This is a genomic window from Nonomuraea sp. NPDC049158, from assembly GCF_040648335.1.
Taxonomy (GTDB): Bacteria; Actinomycetota; Actinomycetes; order Streptosporangiales; family Streptosporangiaceae; genus Nonomuraea.
In genome coordinates, this window is sequence record NZ_JBEZDM010000024.1 from 26577 (window position 1) to 44744 (window position 18168).

At 68.3% G+C, this 18168-nt stretch carries 19 protein-coding genes and 1 pseudogene; 11 read left to right on the plus strand and 9 right to left on the minus strand.

The window, feature by feature from the left end; all coding sequences use genetic code 11:
* Positions 1 to 36 precede the first annotated feature (36 nt).
* Positions 37 to 684 (minus strand): TetR family transcriptional regulator, encoded by a 648-nt coding sequence (locus AB0B61_RS38380; protein WP_358442908.1) that lies wholly within the window; start codon positions 682 to 684, stop codon positions 37 to 39.
* A 94-nt stretch (positions 685 to 778) separates the two neighbouring features.
* Here AB0B61_RS38380 and AB0B61_RS38385 point away from each other — a divergent pair, with 94 nt between their 5' ends.
* Positions 779 to 2266 carry an FAD-dependent monooxygenase gene (locus AB0B61_RS38385; RefSeq protein WP_358442911.1) on the plus strand — a complete coding sequence of 496 codons (1488 nt, stop codon included), beginning with the start codon at positions 779 to 781 and terminating at the stop codon, positions 2264 to 2266.
* Positions 2267 to 2413: 147 nt separating this feature from the next.
* Here AB0B61_RS38385 and AB0B61_RS38390 read toward each other — a convergent pair whose 3' ends face one another.
* From AB0B61_RS38390 to AB0B61_RS38400, 3 genes are all read right to left on the minus strand, one after another.
* Entirely contained in the window at positions 2414 to 3145 is a 732-nt protein-coding gene (locus AB0B61_RS38390) for an SRPBCC domain-containing protein (protein WP_358442913.1), read from the minus strand.
* A gap of 1 nt (position 3146) precedes the next feature.
* Positions 3147 to 3731, minus strand: coding sequence for a helix-turn-helix domain-containing protein (locus tag AB0B61_RS38395; protein WP_358442916.1), 585 nt, complete (start codon positions 3729 to 3731; stop codon positions 3147 to 3149).
* Between the two features lie 152 nt (positions 3732 to 3883).
* On the minus strand, positions 3884 to 5368 hold the full coding sequence (locus AB0B61_RS38400) for an FAD-dependent monooxygenase (protein ID WP_358442919.1): 1485 nt from the start codon (positions 5366 to 5368) through the stop codon (positions 3884 to 3886).
* A gap of 72 nt (positions 5369 to 5440) precedes the next feature.
* Between AB0B61_RS38400 and AB0B61_RS38405 the strand changes: the two genes are divergently transcribed.
* The gene (locus AB0B61_RS38405) at positions 5441 to 6049 is read left to right on the plus strand and encodes a TetR/AcrR family transcriptional regulator (RefSeq protein ID WP_358442921.1); all 609 of its coding nucleotides are present in this window, start codon (positions 5441 to 5443) and stop codon (positions 6047 to 6049) included.
* 215 nt (positions 6050 to 6264) lie between these two features.
* Here the strand turns inward: AB0B61_RS38405 and AB0B61_RS38410 are convergent, their stop codons facing one another.
* Entirely contained in the window at positions 6265 to 6453 is a 189-nt protein-coding gene (locus AB0B61_RS38410; protein WP_358442923.1) for a hypothetical protein, read from the minus strand.
* 167 nt (positions 6454 to 6620) lie between these two features.
* On the opposite strand from AB0B61_RS38410, the pseudogene AB0B61_RS38415 reads away from it, so the two are divergent.
* The 4 genes and pseudogenes from AB0B61_RS38415 to AB0B61_RS38430 form a co-directional block, all read left to right on the plus strand.
* A pseudogene (locus tag AB0B61_RS38415) lies at positions 6621 to 7190 on the plus strand (IS21 family transposase); the annotation flags it as partial.
* Positions 7127 to 9049, plus strand: coding sequence for a LamG domain-containing protein (locus AB0B61_RS38420; RefSeq protein WP_358442926.1), 1923 nt, complete (start codon positions 7127 to 7129; stop codon positions 9047 to 9049). The pseudogene AB0B61_RS38415 and the gene AB0B61_RS38420, both read left to right, overlap by 64 nt.
* A 68-nt stretch (positions 9050 to 9117) precedes the next feature.
* Positions 9118 to 9420: a NucA/NucB deoxyribonuclease domain-containing protein gene (locus AB0B61_RS38425; RefSeq protein ID WP_358443247.1), complete on the plus strand. Its 303-nt coding sequence runs from the start codon at positions 9118 to 9120 to the stop codon at positions 9418 to 9420.
* 111 nt (positions 9421 to 9531) lie between these two features.
* Complete coding sequence (locus tag AB0B61_RS38430) at positions 9532 to 10068, plus strand: hypothetical protein (protein ID WP_358442928.1); 537 nt, start codon at positions 9532 to 9534, stop codon at positions 10066 to 10068.
* Between the two features lie 295 nt (positions 10069 to 10363).
* Here the strand turns inward: AB0B61_RS38430 and AB0B61_RS38435 are convergent, their stop codons facing one another.
* From AB0B61_RS38435 to AB0B61_RS38445, 3 genes are all read right to left on the minus strand, one after another.
* Entirely contained in the window at positions 10364 to 10669 is a 306-nt protein-coding gene (locus AB0B61_RS38435; protein ID WP_358442931.1) for a TFIIB-type zinc ribbon-containing protein, read from the minus strand.
* A gap of 281 nt (positions 10670 to 10950) precedes the next feature.
* Positions 10951 to 11559: an ABC transporter ATP-binding protein gene (locus AB0B61_RS38440; protein ID WP_358443249.1), complete on the minus strand. Its 609-nt coding sequence runs from the start codon at positions 11557 to 11559 to the stop codon at positions 10951 to 10953.
* Complete coding sequence (locus AB0B61_RS38445; RefSeq protein WP_358442933.1) at positions 11541 to 11798, minus strand: DUF2637 domain-containing protein; 258 nt, start codon at positions 11796 to 11798, stop codon at positions 11541 to 11543. Before AB0B61_RS38445 ends, AB0B61_RS38440 begins: the two co-directional genes overlap by 19 nt.
* 140 nt (positions 11799 to 11938) lie before the next feature.
* Between AB0B61_RS38445 and AB0B61_RS38450 the strand changes: the two genes are divergently transcribed.
* From AB0B61_RS38450 to AB0B61_RS38470, 5 genes are all read left to right on the plus strand, one after another.
* On the plus strand, positions 11939 to 13075 hold the full coding sequence (locus AB0B61_RS38450) for a winged helix DNA-binding domain-containing protein (protein WP_358442936.1): 1137 nt from the start codon (positions 11939 to 11941) through the stop codon (positions 13073 to 13075).
* A gap of 972 nt (positions 13076 to 14047) precedes the next feature.
* Positions 14048 to 14536, plus strand: a complete 489-nt coding sequence (locus AB0B61_RS38455; protein WP_358442938.1) for a DUF4118 domain-containing protein — start codon at positions 14048 to 14050, stop codon at positions 14534 to 14536.
* A gap of 284 nt (positions 14537 to 14820) precedes the next feature.
* Positions 14821 to 15120 carry a hypothetical protein gene (locus tag AB0B61_RS38460; RefSeq protein ID WP_358442941.1) on the plus strand — a complete coding sequence of 100 codons (300 nt, stop codon included), beginning with the start codon at positions 14821 to 14823 and terminating at the stop codon, positions 15118 to 15120.
* Positions 15117 to 16013: a hypothetical protein gene (locus AB0B61_RS38465; protein WP_358442943.1), complete on the plus strand. Its 897-nt coding sequence runs from the start codon at positions 15117 to 15119 to the stop codon at positions 16011 to 16013. Before AB0B61_RS38460 ends, AB0B61_RS38465 begins: the two co-directional genes overlap by 4 nt.
* A gap of 2 nt (positions 16014 to 16015) precedes the next feature.
* The gene (locus AB0B61_RS38470; RefSeq protein WP_358442945.1) at positions 16016 to 16441 is read left to right on the plus strand and encodes a YbaB/EbfC family nucleoid-associated protein; all 426 of its coding nucleotides are present in this window, start codon (positions 16016 to 16018) and stop codon (positions 16439 to 16441) included.
* Between the two features lie 52 nt (positions 16442 to 16493).
* Here AB0B61_RS38470 and AB0B61_RS38475 read toward each other — a convergent pair whose 3' ends face one another.
* The gene (locus AB0B61_RS38475) at positions 16494 to 18113 is read right to left on the minus strand and encodes an APC family permease (RefSeq protein WP_358442948.1); all 1620 of its coding nucleotides are present in this window, start codon (positions 18111 to 18113) and stop codon (positions 16494 to 16496) included.
* Positions 18114 to 18168 lie beyond the last annotated feature (55 nt).

Genomic DNA, 18168 nt, shown 5'->3' on the forward strand with positions numbered 1-18168 from the left:
CCCAGTTCACCGAACAGCGGCCACCTGCCACCCGGTTCACCGAGGGTCCGGCGCGCCCAGGTGGCCCAGCCCGTTGGCCAGCAGGGCGTAGGCCCGCTCGGCGTCGCTCACCGCGCCCGGGTAGCGCTCGTCCGCGCTCTCGCCGCCCGCCAGCCGCATGGCGTTGTCGATCGTCAGCGTCCAGTGGACCGCCTGGATCTGGACGGCCGCCACGCGTGCGCTGAGCTCATCGACGCCGGCCGTCTCCCGCAGCGCACCGGCGAGCGCCTGCTCGGCCGCCGCCTGGAACCGGTGCATCCGGGCGGCCAGCGACGAGGTCTCGAAGACCATCCGGTAGAGCGCCACGATCGCGGGTATGTCGTTGAGCCCGCTGGCCGGATCACGCCTGGCCAGCGCGTCGAGGTAGTGCGCCCGCAGCGCCTCCAGCGGCGTGACGTCCGCCGCGCGGGACTCGACCACCCGGGCGCTCTCCGTCTCGTGGTCGGCGAACCGTTGCACCACGAGATCTTCCTTGGCCGGGAAGTAGGCGAACAGCGTGCGCCTGGACACCTCGGCCGCCTCCGCCACCTGGGCCACCGACACCTGGTCGTACCCGTGCCGCAGGAACAGCTCGATCGCCGCCTCGGAGATCGCGGCGTGCGTCCGCTGCTTCTTCCGCTCGCGCAGTCCGGGCTCGTTCGTCACACCCATCACCCTAGCAGAAATCTGCACTTGGACTTTTTCTGCACTGGGTCTATATTCGCACTCAGACGAGATAACCGCGGAAAGAGGGCGGGTCATGAAGGACTTCGAGGTGGTCATCGCGGGTGCCGGGCCGACCGGCCTGATGCTGGCGTACGAGCTGGCGCTGGCCGGGGTCGGCACACTGGTGCTGGAGAAGCTGCCCCAGCGCATCCAGCAGATGAAGGGCGGCGCTCTGCAGCCCCGCACGCTGGAGCTGCTGGAGCTGCGCGGGCTGCTGGAGCCGCTGCTGAGCCGGGCCCTGAACCGCGAACCGGTCGGCGGCCATTTCGCGGCTCTGCCGGTGCCGCTGGACTGCGAGCCGTGGCGGACCCGGCATCCGTACCCGGTCGCGGTTCCTCAGTGGGAGATCGAGGAGGTCCTGGAGGAGGCCGCGACCGCCCGAGGCGCGCGCGTCCTGCGCGACGCCGGGGTCACGGCGGTCGAGCAGGACGCCGACGGGGTGACGGTGCGCGTGGGTGAGCGCCGGTTCCGGGCCGACTATCTGGTGGCGTGCGACGGCGGGCGGAGCACCGTACGCAAGCTGCTGGGCATGCCCTTCCCCGGCCGGGACGGGACGTTCGTGGCGGTGCTGGCCGACGTCCGGCTGTCGGCCACCTCGGCGTCGGTCCCCCAGGCGCTGGGCCACATGAGCAGCCTGGTCCGCGAGGGCGGCGGCTACTGGGCCATGCTGGTTCCCATCGGCGGCGAGCGTTACCGGCTGACGTTCGGCAGCGAGGAGCAGGGAGACCACGGTCGCGACGCGCCGGTCACGGAGGAGGAGGTCGCCACCGCGCTCCGGGCCGTCTACGGCGAGGAGACCGTGCTGCGCGCCGTGGACAACTCCTCGCGCTTCACCGACGCGACGCGGCAGCTGGCGGACTACCGGGCGGGCCGCGTCCTGTTCGCGGGCGACGCCGCGCACATCCACCCGCCGTTCGGCGGGCAGGGCCTGAACCTCGGCGTGCAGGACGCGATCAACCTCGGCTGGCGGCTGGCCGCGACCCTCCAGGACCGGGCGCCCGAGGGCCTCCTGGACCGCTACCAGGCCGAACGGCATCCGGTGGCCGCCCAGGTGCTGCACCACACGTCCGCGCAGCGCGTACTGAGCGCGCCTCGGCCCAGCGCGGACGTGGCCGCGCTGCGCGACATCTTCACCGACCTGCTGCGGCTGCCGGACGCCAACCGCCACATGGCGGGCCTGATGTCCGGCCTGTCGCTGGGCTACGACCTCGGCGGCGAGCATCCGCTGGCCGGGCAGCGGGTGCCGGACGCCGACCTGCTCGTCGGCTCGGCGTCGACCCGGCTGTCCGGGCTGTTCGGCGCCGGGCACGCGGTCCTGCTGGATCTGGGCGGAATCGTCCCCGCCGAGCTCCGGCTGCCCGCCCGGGTCGATCTCGTACGGGCCAAGTGCGCGGACGACCTGGGCGCGGCGGCCCTGCTCCTGCGGCCCGACGGCTACGTGTGCTGGGCGGCCGACGACGCCGCCACCTGCGAGCGGACCCTGGCGGCCGCGATCGCCGAGCACGTGGCAGTAGTGGAGTGAGCGCCGCACGACCGCAGCGGATGGACTGAGCGCCGTGCGGCCGGGACGGCCGGCAGGGGATCCTGTCTACCGTCCCGGCCGATCAGCTCACCGCGAAGAAGAAGGCGATGGCGGTGCCGTCCTTCGAGATGACCTTGTCCATGGTTTTCACTCGGCGAAAAGATGGTCGAGCCAGGCATGCCACGCCGGACCTTGGTCGCCGGTGCCGGCGAAAAGGTGGTGCGCGGCGACCATCGAGCCGCCGAACCCCTGCAGGAACCGGTAGAGCGCGTCCGGGGTCCGCACACCGAGCGTCTGGGCGTTGGCGTAGTAGACGACGCCTTCGATCGGGGCGAGCCCGGCAGGCGCGAAGCGTACGGTATCGCCTGGCTTGGCGTGGCCCGGGGTGCCGAGCGCGCCGTAAAGGATCTCCCAGGCGCGCGGCCAGTCGGCGACAGGCGGCCCGAACTCGGTGATGGGCGTCGCGGTCCGGCCGCGGAAGTGCGTCAGGTAGGCGACCAGAGTGGCGAAGAACATCTCCAGCCCCCTGGACATCGCCTCGAACTCGGCCTCCCAGTCGTCCCCCGGCAGGAAGCCGCTGGTCACCATGCGCAGCGTGGTGCTGCCCTGGTCGCGCCCCTCGACGAGGAACTCGTAGGCGACGAACCGGCCGTCCTCCGCCGTCGGGCTGGCGTGCGCGAACCGGGCAGGCGGCTCCGCGGCGGTCACGGTGGATTCGGGGATGTACTGGCCGAAGGCGGTACGCACCACGCCGTCGGCCACCTCGGTGCGGCCCATGAACCACGAGTCGATGCCGGGGCCGGTGGCGATGGCCGCCCACACCTCCTCGGGGGCCGCCCCGACCTCGGCCTCCTGGGGAAGCTCGAAGGAATGTCCCACGTCAGTGCTCCTTCAGCGACGGGTGCACGGCGACGACCAGCCGGTGGTCGCGACCGTTCTCGGCCGTCTCGTCGTGGTATTTGCTCACCAGCGCGGTCACGGCGTCGGCCAGCTCCTCGGCGAAGGCCGCGCGGTCGGCCGCCGAGGCGAACCGCACCTCGCCGTCGATCGCGAACGTCGCCACCCGCTTGCGGGCCTCGGTGGCGCCGGTGATCAGCGTCCCGACGTCGCGGACGAGCTGAGCGGCGACGGCGAGCAGCCAGCGGGCCGACAGCCGATCGGGCGCCTTCCCGGGATCGGGCTGCACCGCGGCCAGCGCGACCGGGGAGATCACGAAGGACGCGGCCGTGGCCTGCATCACCCGCTCGGTGACGTTGCCCTTCTTGCGCTCCTCCACCAGCTCGACCAGCCCGTGCCGCTCCAGCGTGCGCAGATGGTAGTTGACCTTCTGCCTGGCCAGGCCGACCCTGGCCGCCAGCGACGTGGCCGAGCCGGGCTGGACCAGCTCGGCCAGCAGCTTCGACCGCATCGGGTCGAGCGACGCCTCGGCTGCCGCGGGGTCTTCGATCACCGCCACTTCGTACATGATGAGACGATGACACCGAAAAAAGTTGTTGTCAAGAAAGTCTGGCTGCTCGGCGGCCGACCCTACCCTGCCGACCGCCGAGCGGCATACGTCACGCCGACCTCTGCCGTACCAACCGGCGGACAGACGGCTTTATGCCATACACCGACGCCTCACGCGGGCGGCAGCCATGCGTGGAAGGCCGCTGTCAGGGTGGTGGTGTCGGCCGGGCCCGGGCCGGATGCCCAGGCGACCGTGCCGTCGGGCCGGACGAACGCGGCCGACAGGTCGTCATGGTCCTCCACGGTCGCCTCGACGACGTCCAGCTCGCCCCGCCAGGGTGCCGCCGCCTGCGCGATCTCGGGCTGCGACGGCGCGTGGACGAGCAGCGGCCGGCCCGACGCGGCGAGCTCGGCGAGGGTCCGTGTGACGCCGGACGGCAACGTGAGCCGCAGGTCGGGGCAGGGGCGGCCGGTCAGGGGGTGGGTTGCCGGATACGGGAGGTCGTAGCGGGTGCCGAGCCCGTTCAGCAGCCGTCCGAAGTAGCGGTTGACCTCCGGCAGGTCGAGCAGGTCCGACACGATGTCGCGCATGGCCGCCGCGTGCGCGCCCGGTCGCAGCAGCGCCGACTGGGCGCGGGTGTTGTGCAGGACGGCGGCGCCTACGGGATGGCGTTCGGCGGTGTAGGTGTCGAGCAGGCCGTCCGGCGCGCGCCCGGTGACCGTGGCCGCCAGCTTCCAGCCCAGGTTGACCGCGTCCATCAGCCCCAGGTTCAGCCCCTGGCCGCCGTTGGGAGAGTGGACGTGGGCGGCGTCGCCCGCCAGCAGGACGCGGCCGAGCCGGTAGGTGGCCGCCTGACGGGCGACGTCGGTGAAGCGTAGGGTGTCGCGGACCGCCGTCACCTCGACCTCGACGCCCGTCACTCTGAGCAGGCTGTCCCGCATCTCCTCCCCGGTCAGCGGTGCCTCGCGGTCCTCGGGGAAGCCGTCGTGCTCGACCGTCGCCACCATGCCGGGCGCGCTCATGAACATCCCCGTCGACTGCCAGCCCGGCGCGGGCAACCGCTCCATGCCCGAGATATCGCCGATCAGCCGCCGTACGACACTCGTAGGGGCGGTGCCGGGGAAGTCGAACCCGGCCAGCTTCCGTACCGTCGATCGGCCGCCGTCGCAGCCCGCCACGTACGCCGCGCGGACGCGCCGCTCCCCCTCCGGCGTCCGTACGGTCAAGGTGACGCCGGAGTCGTCCTGGGCCAGGGCCGTCACCTCGTGTTCGCGCTGGACCGGGACGCCGAGCGAGGCCAGGTGCTCGGTCAGGATCCGTTCCAGGTCCGGTTGCCAGATCAGCGCGCCGGTCCGCTCGGGTTCCTCCTGAAGGTCGGGGTCGATCTTGTGGATCTGGGCGAAGTGCCCTTTCTCGCTTCCGTGGTCGCGTGCCTTGTCGGCGAGACCCTGTTCCTGGAACTTCGCCAGGTCCTCCCCCAGCCCGCGGCGGCGCAGCGCCTCCGCGGCCAGCGGGCCGATACCGCGCGCCTTCGGCTCGCTCGTCGGCCGGGCGAGCCGGTCCAGCACCAGCGGCGTGGCCCCGGCCAGCCGTAACTCGGCGGCGAGCAGCAAACCCACAGGTCCGGCCCCGACCACCACAACATCGGCGTTCATACGCCCTCCAAACTAGACTAGACCGTCTAGTCTCGTAGACTAGTACCCATTCGGAGAAAGTGGGGACAAGCCATGGCCGACCACGGCCCGCGACGTTCACCGGCCAAGCGCCGGGCCATCCTCGACGCCGCCATCCAGGTCTTCACCGACCTGGGCTACGCCCGCGCGAGCGTCGACGCGATCGCCGCGGCGGCGGGGGTGGGCAAGCAGACCGTCTACGGCCACTTCGGCGACAAGGAACAACTCTTCCTCGCCGCGATCCAAGAGGCCAGGTCAGCGATGGGAGGCACGCCGGGCCAGGCCGTAGCCTTCACCGGTGATCCGGGTGCGGATCTGACCCTGCTCGGGGAGCGGACGCTGGACATCGCGCTGTCGCCTCGGGTGGCGGCGCTGCACCGGCTGACCATCGCGGAGGTGGGTCACCATCCGGAGTTGCAGCGCACCTGGCGGGCGAGTTCCTCGTCGCTGGACAGCGGCGTCGCGGACTACCTGCGCGCCTGCGACGGTGACGGCAGGCTGCGGGTGCCGGACCCGGTCAGGGCGGCCCGCCAGTTCATGCACCTGGTGATCACCGACGCGCGGGTCGAGACGGCGTACGGGATGCTGCCCCTGCCACCCGCACGACGGCACGCCGTCGCCGCCGAGGCCGCAGACCTCATCGTCCGCGCCCACCGGCCCTGAGCCGGGCCCGCAATGCGGAACGAATCTTTCCGCATTACTTCCTAAGGTCAGTCCCATGGTGAAGATGTCGTGGTCCCAGGTCAGCGCCAGGCGTTTGGAGCGGCACGGCCTGGCCGCCCCCTTGAAGGACGCCACTCCGGCAGGCGTGGTCGGCGCCATGTAAGGGAGCCGAGCAGGACGGGGCTGGCGCGGGCGATGGGCTCGGCCGGACAGGATCATGACGTGCCTGCCTCGAGCAGCTCGCGCCAGTACTGCGACGCCTGCGGTCCGGTGGCGTCCTGGTACTTGCCGCGATACAGGTCGACGGCACCGGTGGACCCGAAGAACATAATCTGCGCGATCTTCATGCCGGGGTAGACACGGAGAGGCCGTACTGGTGCGAGCATCAGGGTGTCCGTGGCCATGTAAGAGTCCCCACAGGTGGCCAGTTCGAGGTCACCACTGATGGCCGGTTAAGGTCCCCACTTCTCCTTTGCGCTGTTCGCGTGTCGTGAGGAGGGGTGTGCCCTGAGCGGTGATCGTGACGGTGTCAGCCAGTCACGAGATCACCGCTCAGGGGGTCTGCCCGGCCATGAAGTCTTCGGGGGAAGTCATGGACATCATCGCCGCCTATCGCGAGGTAGGCACTTATCGCGGGGCCGCCGAGATGTGCGGCACCACGCACAAGACCGTCAAACGCATCATCGAGCGGGCGCTGGCCGGGGACAAGCCGCCGGGCCGCAGACGGCGTGCGCACAACTTCGATGCGGTCGCCGATCTGGTGGCCGAGAAGGTCAGAAGCACGGCTGGGAAGATCTCGGCCAAACGGCTGCTGCCCCTGGCGCAGGCCGCCGGATATGCCGGGTCGGCGCGTAACTTCCGGCGGCTGGTCGCCGGGGCGAAGAAGACGTGGCGGCGTGATCATCATCGCGGTCGGCGGCCGGCAGTCTGGACGCCGGGCGAGATGCTGGTCATCGACTGGGGCGATGCGGGCGGCGGGCTGCACGTGTTCTGCGCGGTGCTGGCCTGGTCGCGGGTGCGGTTCGTCCGCTTCGCCGCCAACGAGCGGGCCACCACCACGCTGGCGTTGCTGGCCGAATGCTTCGAGGAACTTGGCGGGGTGCCCAAGGTGGTGCTGGCGGATCGGATGGGCTGTCTGAAGGCAACGCCCTGACCCTGTCGGCCTGGGTCAAGCCCGGCGCCGTCGATGGCTATCGCACCATCATGGGCAAGGACAACGCGGAGATCGACGAGCTCGGGTACGGCCTGTACGCCGCCAACAACTCCACGCCCATGGGCCTGCTGGCCACCGACGACGCTTTCAGTTCGGTCCCGGGAAGCGGATCGCTGCCGGTCAACACCTGGAGCCACCTCGCCGTCACCTACGACGGCACCATGGCTCGCCTGTACCTCAACGGCGCTCAAGTAGGCCAAGGCCTCGCCACGGGCGATCTGCTCGACGACGGCGGCGCCTTCCACATCGGCGGCAACACCGCGTACGGCGACTACTTCAAGGGCCTGATCGACGAGGTACGCGTCTACAACCGCGCCCAGACCGCCGCCCAAGTCCAAGCCGACATGAACACCCCCATCGGCGCCGCGGCGACGAGCAGCTCAGCTCAGAGACTGGGCACGGGCGCCGCCGCCAACCCCGCCGCGGGGATAGAGAAGCTGACGGTGAACGACAGTCGCACCGTGAACGGCGTCACCGTCGCCTCCACCCTCACCCCGCACCTGACCACCTGGCTGGCTGCCGGGCGCGACGGCGAGGCGAAGGTGGAGATAGAACTCGCCCGCACACCCACCAAGTCCGTCAAGGCGGACAAGGTAGCCTTGGACAAGCTACTGATCTGGGCTGGCCGGGCCACCGCCAAGCCTGGTGACTCCCGGGTGACGTTGCAGGTGCCCGAGGGCAAACTTCAAGACGGTGAGAAGGTCAGATGGCGCGCCCGCGTCGCCGACTCCGACACCGACACCGGAGGCTGGACACACTGGCAGAACCTCACCATTCAGCAGTCGCAGTCGGCCCAACCGCCGGCCAAAAAAGAGCCTGTTGATGGTTCGTTGCCTAGTCGTGAACCAGAGACAAAGCAAAAGGCTACTCGCACCGGCGTATCCTCTGCCTCATTGGCCGAGACGATGAGTCCGCTCAAAGGCACTCAAGCGGTCCAAGCGGCCGGGAAGCCTTTCGACTACGATCGCATTGATAGGCAGATCGATTGCCAGCTGTCACGGAATCACAATATCAAAACGTGGCGCTGGGTAAAAAATTCATTCAACGTGTGTTTCACTGGCCGTATCGGTGAAACCCTTACCGAGAATGACATTCCGACCGGAATAGCGTGGTCGGCCCGTTTCAGCATCGTCGTCCACACATACGTGGGACACTCGGCAGACACCGCGAATCCGACAGCAGCGCGTGGCGAAGCGGGGATCCATAGCCGTCAGATGAAGGCATGGATCAAGATTGACGAATTTTATCCAGGCGGCTTCAAGGATGCTGCGGACCGTCCGGTTAAGATAAGTCTCAGCAACTCCGGCGGATGTTTCGCCGATAAGAATATCATCGCCGATGATATGGGTGATTGGATCCGGGGCGCTGACCGACTGATTACCCTAACCTCGCCAGAGGCTTGGTTTCCGGCGCCGGACCGTAAGGGATTCTGTGGTATCAGGCCCTCGGTTAGCTATCCGGAAACTGATGACCCAGCCAAGCAGTTCGCATGGCTCTCCCCTGACCGCGTCGACTTCCGCTGCGACAGCTCACCCAGGATCAAGAATCACACCGGCGGTTGTGTCGTCTGGAGTACGCGGCCAGTCTGGCACCTCGACGGCAACCGGGCAGAGACACCGGATCCCAGAACCGGAAAAATGACTGGTGTTGACCAAACAGCGGCACACATCTGGAAGGCTCTCTACGACCCGGACGACACCGTGCCGCTGTCTCCCACAAGAAAAAAATCCCCGGCCGCTACAACAAGAACGAACCTGGGTGCATTTCTGAAAACCACAGATGCCTGACCAGAGCCGAGGGGGACCGTGACGAGCCAGGCACCGTCCCCTACAAGAATGACCAGGCCCGGAAAAAAATATGCAAACTAGCCCCGACTCCAAGCGGCCTACAACAGAAATCATGCGACGAGTATCCCTTCGCCTCCACACACGAGGGTGCCGCCTCCGCGGGCTATAACATCTCGGTCGCAATCGTCGAGTGCAGAGACAACACCACTGCGGGCGTACTGCTCCTGGGCTGGTATGACCGGCAGCGCATCCTAGAGAAAGATCCCTTCTGGGTCGATGCGACCAAGAAGGGCGACACACCTCCCGAACATGTCCCTCCGCCAGACATCGCTCAAGTCGATACCTCCGGCTTCGGTGAGAGCTGTAGATAGTTGAAGCCTCGCCGTCCGCCGCTAGCCTCATCATCCTAGCGGCGGACGGCACGCCAATCTGCCGATCATAAACGTGGCCGGTAGCAGGGCGCGTCAACCAAAGGAAGACCAATGATTGATGAGAGCTATACTCGTTGGTTCCGTGGATACACTACTAACGTCCTCGCACTTACATGGTGCTCCGCCACCACGACCGATGATGTCCTGGCGGCCTACGGCATCTCGCCCGAGATCACGGAGCCGATGCGCTTCCTAGGCGGCGATATCGATGTGCTCATTGGGCGTCTCGGCAGCGGCACCATCATCATGGATTACAGCGTCGATTCCCCCACGCCCGGGACTTTTCCCACCCTGGCCAAGTACGGGCCTTGTCTGAGTGCTGCATGGTGCGGCGACGTCCCGGCGATAGTGTCCTATTACGCTCACGACGGTCGCGTAGTCGAGTTCGACGCACGCAGTCGGGACTGGTATCCGAATCCCGATCTCGCCAGCGTCGAACGATGGATCGCCGCTACGCCTGCCGGCACGGAAATATGGGACAGTCGCTGGACCCGCGCCATTCTTATCACCGCCGAAGCGCTGCTGCAAGCTGCTATTGACGAAGAATGGATGCGATCTACACACGTCGGCGTTACATTCCCCGAATAAACACCTGCCCTCCGATCGTCGCCGAGAGCGTTGCGACTCCTCACCCAGATGGCGATGTTGCGCTGCCGGCGATCAAGGAGAGCGTCCGGGCAATCGGCCGCAATCGTCTCCGAGCCCTTCCACTGATTACACAGCGTCACACCGAAACGCCAGCCGCTCGACTTTGAAATCGCCCTACCCACCTCCTCTGGCACGCAGGCGCTTTCGCCGAACCACTCCCCCTGTCCAAAGAATCACCCGACCCCGGGCTGTTCACGCGCTTTACAGGAGCCGTGGACTCTCAGGGTGCGTGTGATCATCCCGCCTCTTCTGTCACCTGCTCCATCGCCTCCTGCTCGCTGACGTGCCGCCCGCAGTTCTCGCACACGTAGTAGCCGGCCCGCGGCTGCCACTCCAGCCGCCGCAGCCCGCAGCCGGGGCAGCGCGCGAGTGTCCGGCCGGGCTCGTCGTCCACCAGGCATCGCAGCCGGGTTTCCCAGGCGAGTGCCCAGTGCACAACGCCGAGTTCCACCGGCTTCCGCTCCTCGGCCTCGACACTGGAGAAGACCGTCAGCCCGTCGAGCGCCAGCACCTGGTCGAGCTTGTCCACCAGCCACGTCACCGACCGCGACCTCACCACGCCCGACCGGCGCGAGTCTCGGTGGCAGAGTTGAGGCACCACACCAGGGACTCGATCCAGGCATAGCGAGGTAGCGGTCATACATCGCAAAATCTGACGCATCGGCTGCGAGCGCCTGCCGGACTGGTCTGACTGGCGCAACGGTCGCAGGCCTCTCCCAGGCTGATGATCGTGTTCCGCCACCCGGCCAGGGGAGGGCGGCAGATCGGCCGTCCGGCGGTGCGGTGGTTCATCATGGCCGAGGACCGCTGTCTGGTGGCCGGTCATGATGTCTCCCCGTCCAGTGAAGAGCTACCGCGGTCCTGCTGGAGGAGCCAAAGATCGCGGAAGAGACCGGGCTGGGTCGTCAGCTGGGAAAACGTGCCCTCGGCAGTCACGCGCCCGCCTTCCATGACCACGATCCGGTCCGCGACGACTGTGTTGGCGAGGTTGTGGGTGACCAGTACGATCGCTCGGTCACGCGCGAGCTCGCGCAGCCCGGTGAACACCAGATGTTCGGCGCGGGCGTCTAGGTCGGAGGTGGGCTCATCCATCACCAGCAGGCCGGCGTCTCGGTGGATTGCCCGGGAGCCCGCGATGCGCTGCCATTGGCCGGAGGACAGGGCCTGGCCGCCCCACCATTCGCGGGCCAGCAGCGTGCCCAGGCCGCTGCGCAGCACGTTGATTACGGCGTCGGCGCCGCTGGCGGCCGCGGCACGATGGACGGCGTCGTCCCCGCCGGGCTGGGGTTGGCCGAGGTGGATGTTCTCGCGGGCGGTCATCGGCCAGCGGGCGAACTCCTGCGGGACGACCGCGCACTGTTTCCACAGGGCGTGCGGGTCCAGGTCGCGGGTGCTGACGCCGTCCCAGGTGACTACCCCCTCTGTGGGCAGGCCAGGACGCCACCACGGGAGCCATACCGGTTAGCCAGGAGAATGGACATCGAAGCGACAACGATGGCGCCATCCACGGCGAGCGGGATGAGCACCGCCGCGAAGTAATCCTCACCATGACGCAGGCACAGGTCATGCATGTGACGGAACGAGACGATGGCCGCGATCCCGGCCAGCAGTACCACCCCGCCGATGGTCGTGCGTTGGATATGGCGTACTGCGCGAATGCTGCCTTCCATGACTATTTACCCCTCCCCACCAGGAAGGATGAGCTCAATGGAGGCCGTGAACGGCATGTACGTATCGAGTGTGTCCCCCCCTGCGACACCGCCCGAAACGCGGAACGAATCTTGCCGCATTGCTCCCTAGGGTCGGTCTCATGATGAAGATGTCGTGGTCCCAGGTCAGTGCCAGGCGTTTGGAGCGGCACGGCCTGGCCGCCCCCGCGAAGGACGTCACTCTGGCAGGCGTGGTCGGCGCCATGTGCGGCGCCCACGCCCAGGTGATGTCGGCGGCCGAGCTGTCGATCAGCCTCCGCCTCGAGGGCGTCACCCGCACTGCGGTGCGCGAGGCGCTGTGGGGCGAGCGCACCTTGGTCAAGACGCACGGCCCGCGCGGCACCGTACACCTGCTGCCCGCCCGCGACCTGCCGATGTGGGTGGGCGCCCTGTCGACGCTGCCAGGCGTGCACTCGGTTTTCGCCCAGGACGTACGCATGACCTCCGCGCAGACCGACCAGGTCGTGGAGGCGATCCGCGAGGTGCTCACCACCGGGGCCGCCCTGACGATCGACGAGCTGAGCGACGCGGTCGTGGCCACCACGGGGCCGTGGGCCGGTGATCTCGTCATGCCCGCCTTCCAGACCATGTGGCCGCGCTGGCGGCAGGCCATGGCGACGGCGGCGCACCGAGGGGCCTTCGTGTTCGGCCCGGCGAGGGGGCGCAAGGTCACCTATACCGCCCCGCCCGCAGGACACGCCAAGCCGGTCGACGACTGTCTGGTTGAGCTGGTCAACGCCTATCTGAGGGCGTACGGTCCCGCCACGCCCGAGCAGTTCGCCAAGTGGATCGGGGCGCCGGTCAAGTGGGCGACCGCGGGCTTCGCGGCGGCCGAGCCGGAGCAGGTGCTGTTCGAGGGCGTCCCGGCGTGGGTGGCGGCCGGTGACACCGAGCTGCCGGACGAGCCGCCGAGGGGCGTACGACTGCTGCCGTACTTCGACGCCTATGTCGTGGCCGGGAGGCCGCGCGAGCTGTTGTACCCGGGCCCGGCCGCCGCGCGGGCGCTGAACGGCGGCCAGGCGGGCAACTTCCCGGTGCTGCTCGTGGACGGGCAGGTGGCGGGGGTGTGGCACCAGCGGCGGTCCGGCCGCCGGTTGGCCGTCACGGTGGAGTCGCTGCGCGAGCTCACCCCCGCCCAGCTGCGCGAACTCGACGAGCAGGTGGCGCTCACCGGACAGATCCTGGAGGGCGAGCCGCAGCTGACGCTCGGCCCGATCACCGTGGGCGGCCACGCCTGACCATGACCGATCCGATGCCATGATTGACAGCCATTGATCGCGCCCGGCGGCGAGGGCAGCGCGGGCTCATCCCCCAACGGCACACGAGCTGTCGGCGAACTCCGCCTGCGCCCGCTCGGTGACGGCGACTGGACCGCCCTGCATTCTCGCGAAGGAAACGCACGGTCGAAAGCCCTATGGGCACGGGAACTGTTCGGAGCGCGCCCTTAACGTGCTCGATATGGGACGCCTTCGGAATGCGTATGCAGCCGTCCCCGCAACAAGGGAGCACGACGGACGTCTGCCCGTGCCCGCATCAGACGCCGAAGCCGGCGACGCGAACGCCGGACGCTGAGCACATGCCCGCCTACGCAACCCACGAGTGCTGCGGCAGTCAGCGCGTCCAATCTGACGAGGTCGTCGCGCCCGAACACCAACTCCCCTCTGGCGTGTACCAGGAAGCCCGTCGCGAAGCACCAAGCCATCACTCCCGTCGCGAGCGCCGCCAGGTAGTGCCTTGCCCAGACTGAGAACAGGCCGACAGTCACCGCCACCAGGATGACGCGTGCCGTGGTCTCCGAGATGATCACCGCGGCCATCGCACAGCCGCCGACCGCCCATATGAATCCGGCTGGAAGCAGTACTTCCACAGGATGCCCGCGCATCGACCATTCCTTCCAGCGGGAAGGTTTTCATGCAACACGATCTGGCGTGCACAAGCGCCATTCCCTACGACATTCCTACGCGTTCGCTACGGCCGCTGACGCATTATTTACGCCCGCCGAATGCGTCAAAGCCATAAGAGGGCCGCGATCACCCCTTGCAAGCGGATGCGGATGCTCGACCGAGTCGACGCAGGCGACCACTGGCCGCGGGAAACCTGGTCGGCGGTCGACAGTGATGACCGGATGCTTGGTCGATCATCCGCGGCTGGGGTAGAAGTAGCGCGTTGACCTCGACAGATATGACGTCAGGGCGGGAGGTTCGGCGGCAATGCCTCGCTACCTGAACAGGGATCGCATCGCACTTGTGGCCGCGCTGGTGGTCCCACTGGCCGTTACGGTGGTCCTTCTGCCGTTTCGTACAAGTCTGCCAAATACGAGCGTGGCTCTTTTTCTGGTCGTGATGGTTGTCGCGGTCGCCGCCAGCGGGAACCGTCTTGCCGGGGCGCTCACGGCGATTTCAGCTGGGGTGTGGTTCGACTTCTTTTTCACTCAGCCCTACCAGCGCTTCGCCATCACCAAGTCCGTAGACCTTCAGACCGCGGTTCTCCTGCTTGTCGTCGGCCTTGCGGTCTCGCAACTGGCCGCTCGCGCTCGGCGGCTGGAAGTGATCACTATCACCGACGCCGGCTACCTGGCCCAGATCCACGACACCGCCGACCTGGCCCAGTCGGCGAAGGCGCCTGACACGGACCATCCCGACCCTGCAGGCACGACTGGTCGCGGTAACCCTCGCCAACCAGGTGGGCGCCGCGCTTGATACCGCGTCGAGATAAGGCTGCTACGGATCGCTCTGGTCGCCCCGCCACTGTTCGACATCTTGGGCAGTGCACCCCGCACTGGCCATTCCAGCCACGTCGCCGGATGGGGCGAAGCGTCAAGACCGCAAGGGGGCGCGTCGAGTCCGCGTAGGCGTTTCGTCAGAACGTACGCGGTCCAAGCCGCCCTGAGCCACGCTGGAAAGATCACAAACACCAGCGAAAGCGACACATGACGATAAATCCCAATCCATGGACTTTTGAGGAGCCGGCTAGCCCGCACGAGGTGGAGGTCGAGCGAACCCGGCTGCGGGAGATCAGATCCCGGCTGCCCGAGGCCGTCAAGCCGCTCGACAAGGTACTGCCCCGCCTGGCCACGCTCACCGTGTCGGAGTCCGCCTTCACGTCGTTCACCTACTCGCTGGCGCTGGCGTACAACGAAGTCGAGGCGTTCACCATGGTGGAGGTGCGCCATCGGGTGGAGGACACGGGATGGATCCAGGACGGCATGACCGCCTCCATCACGACCTGGCAGGACGCGGAGCACGCGAGCTCTGTGAGGCCGATGTCCATGAGATTGACGTGAACTTCGCCGAACTGGCCCGGCGGAGCCTGGAACTGGGCACGGGCTCGGCTCTGAGCTTGTCGGCGCTGGGTGTCCCGGCGGGATGGCCGTTCGTTGGCAAGATGTACATCCACCAGTACCACCCGCAGGCGTTCTTCGACGGCGCGGGCACCTGGCTGGCGGTGCACGACGATGTGGTGACCGCCCGGCTGAACGTCGAGGCCCTCGTCGACGAGGTGGCCGTGACGAGCTGGCGCAGCGAGGACGGCCGGGCCTTCCAGCGCCGCATGGACGCCTACCTGGCCGACCTGCGCGGCATCGAGATCCGTGCCGTGGTCACGGCCATCGTCCTGTACACGGCCGGGGCGGCGCTGGCGGCGATGATCCTTTTCCAGTTCCTGGTCGCGGCGGCCATGGCCGCGGTGGCGCTGTGGGTGCTGACCGCGGCCGTCACGCCGCTCAGCCTGGCCGGGGCCAGGCTCCTGGCCATGCAGTGCCTGGTCAAGCTCTTCGAGGGCTACCAGGCGGTGGAATCGCTGCTGAACATGCTCCTGCACGGGTGTGCCGCCGCGCTGAGCGCGACCGTGGTCGTGGACGTGGCCTACGGGGCCGCCCACAGCGACCACAGCGGCCTGAAGGACCTGGCCGCGGCGACCTTCGCCCAGGGCCCCATGCTCGTCTGGGGCACGGCGAACCGGGTCGAGCGCGACCTTACCGCCCACGGCCTCGGCGGCCGCCATCCGGGCGGCGGGCTCTGGTCGAGCTCGCGGGCCGGCGCGCCTCTGCCCAACGGCCTGCCCCAGTTGGCGGGCGCCAAGGCGGTCGACGACATCATGACCGGCAGCCAGACGATAACCGGCCGGTACGTGCCGGAGCAGGCCGCCAACGGCTCCTACTCGTTCCCCTGGGAGTAACCATGGACTTCAAGCACGAGCTCGGCCTGGACCCCGAGCAGCTCGCGGCCGACGCCGACCGCCTCTTCGACCAGATGCGCCGCCTGCACGGCGGCACCGAAGCCACCGCGCGAGCCGAGTCCGGGAACGGCTGGGTGAGCGTCGAATACGGCAGCACCTCAGGTGTTCAAGCGCTGCGCCTCGATCCCCGCGCCATGCGCATGGACTCGGCCCAGCTCGCCGAGACCATCCTCGATCTGATCCACCAGGCCAAAGAGCAGGCCGAAGCCGAGGAACGCGAGAGAGCCGAAGCCATCCTGGGCAACGGGCTCCGCACCGACCGGGAACTCGTCACCGAGCGGCTCCGCCATGCCACTGGCACACTCCAGGAGAACCTGGAACGCGCCGGCGCGACCATCGACCGGGTACGCGCCCTGCTGCGGCCTTGATCGGCCAGAATCGTGAGGGCACGCGCCCTCACGATTCACTCTGCGAGGGGTGTCAGGAGACGCGGAAGCGCATCCGGCACACCACCGCATCGGTACGGCGGCGCAGCGCCCTGGCCAGTACGGCCCCGCGCTGGTTCTGCAGCATCCGCTGCCAGGCGTGCTCGGGCTCGACCTCGGCGATGAGCACGAACACGTGCGGTTCGGGCACCTGGGCGAGGTAGCCGAGCAACGGCTGATCCAGGCGCCGGTGGGCGTCGAAGAGCTGTACCAGCTCCACGCCCGGATCCCAGCGGTCCCAGTCCTCGGCGAACGCCCGTGCCTGCCGTTCGTCCTCGGGATGGGTGATGTTGACGGCCACCACCCGATCCCCCAGCGACAGTGCCGCGGCCAGCGCATCGCGGGTCAGCCGGGTGACGGCGTGCACCGGCACCACGATGGCGGCGACGAAGGTGAGCAGCGCGCCGAAGCCGTTGAGCAGGGCCCGCCACCGCCAGCCCGCGGGCCGGTCGGTCACCCAGTGCCGGACCATGCCGGCCTGCGACAGCGTGAACCCGACGAACACCCCGATCGCGAACAGCGGCACCAGCAGGTTCATCTCGCCGCCCGCCACGACGAGCAGCAGCGCGCTGGTGACGGTCAGGAAGGCGATGCCGTAGCGGTGCACCTGCCGGTCGGCGCGCAGCGCGAAGAAGTGCGGCAGGTTGTTGTCACCGGCCAGCAACTGGGCCAGCACCGGCAGCCCGCCGAAAGAGGTGTTGGCGGCCAGCGCCAGCAGCACCACAGTGGAGAACTGCACCAGGTAGAACAGCGGCCCGTCCCCCAGCGAAGCCTGCGTGACCTGCGCGAGCACGGTCACCCCGTCGGCGGGCGCGATCGCGAACTTCTCGATCAACGCGGCGATGCCCAGCAACATCACCGCCAGCAGCGCACCCAGGGCGACCTCGGCGCGTTGCGCCCGCCGTACCCGGGGCTGCTTGAACGACGGGACGGCGTTGGCGATCGCCTCCACGCCGGTCAGCGAGGCGCAGCCGTTGGCGAATGCCTTGAGCAGGAGCAGGACGCCGACCGTCTGCAAGCTGCTCACCTGGTGCGAGACGTCGACGGCGGGCTCGCTCCTGAGCAGCCCGGCGACGATGACCAGCAGAATCGCGCCCACGTAGATCGCGGTCGGCGCGATGAACGCGCGGGCGCTGTGCGCGATGCCCTTGAGGTTGATCGCGGTCACCAGCGCCAGCACAGCCAGGCAGATCCACACCGTGTACGGCAGCAACTCGGGAAAGGCGGAGGTGAGCGCGGCGACCCCGGCGGCCACCGACACCGCCACGTTGAGCACGTAGTCGATGATCAGCGAGGCGGCGGCGACCAGTCCGGACCGGCGGCCCAGATAGGTCTTGGCCACACCGTAGGCGCCACCGCCTTGCGGGAAGGCGGCGATGACCTGCCTGTAGGAGAGCGTCAGCACCGCCAGCAGGGCCGCGATGGTGAACGTGACGGGGATGGTGAAGCCGAGCCCCGCGCCACCCGCGAGGGCCAGCACCAGCACGATCGCCTCGGGCCCGTACGCCACCGACGCCATCGCGTCCAGCGACAGCGCGGCCAGACCACCGATCACCGACAGCCGATGCCGATCACCGATATCGGCGGGCTCCTTAACAGGAGGGGAAGTTTTCACACCAGACATTGCAGAATGCTCCTGAACGGGGGATTTCATCCTCATGGTGACCCCG